The following is a 662-nucleotide window of genomic DNA, read 5'->3' as shown; positions in this document are numbered from 1 at the left end:
GGCACTCTCATCGTCATCGAACCGGAATGCCAGTGCTCCAGCACGCGGCCTGTTACCAGCCAGAAATCGTATTCCTCATCCGGCGATTCGGCCGGCGGTTCATAGGGAACCGCCAGGATGACCGCGCGTCCATCGGGTTTGCCGTAGAAACGCACCCCTTCGCCGGGCTTGACATAGGGGTCATATCCCTCCCGGTAGCGCCACTTGGTTTCCTTGCCATCGACGACCGGCCAACGAAGGCCCCGTTCCTGATGATAGACGTCGTAGGTCGCCAGATCATGGCCATGTCCGCGCCCAAACTCCGCATATTCCTCGAAGAGGCCCTTCTGGAGATAAAAGCCAAATGCTTCGGCTTCGCGATTGGCATAGTCGGGGTCCACCTCGGAGAGGGGGTATCGGTCCACCTTGCCATTGGCGAACAGCACCTCGAAAAGTGTCTTGCCGCGATAATCAGGGTTTTGCGCCAAGATCTCCTCGGTCCAGACCTCATCCGTCGTGAAGCGTTTGGAAAACTCCACCAATTGCCACAGGTCCGAGCGTGCATCTCCCGGTGCATTGACCAGTTGATGCCAGACATGCGTTCGTCGCTCCGCATTGCCATAAGCTCCTTCCTTCTCGACCCACATGGCGGCCGGCAGAATCAGGTCAGCAGACATGGCGGT

1 protein-coding gene is annotated in these 662 nt (G+C 58.6%); it reads right to left on the bottom strand.

Annotated elements, in window-relative coordinates; translation table 11 throughout:
• A partial coding sequence (locus H6M51_RS24210) for a molybdopterin-dependent oxidoreductase (RefSeq protein ID WP_185812311.1) occupies positions 1 to 662 on the bottom strand: 662 nt, incomplete at both ends.

Source organism: Rhizobium sp. AQ_MP (assembly GCF_014237835.1).
GTDB lineage: Bacteria > Pseudomonadota > Alphaproteobacteria > Rhizobiales > Rhizobiaceae > Allorhizobium.
This window is presented reverse-complemented; position numbering and strand designations above follow the sequence as displayed.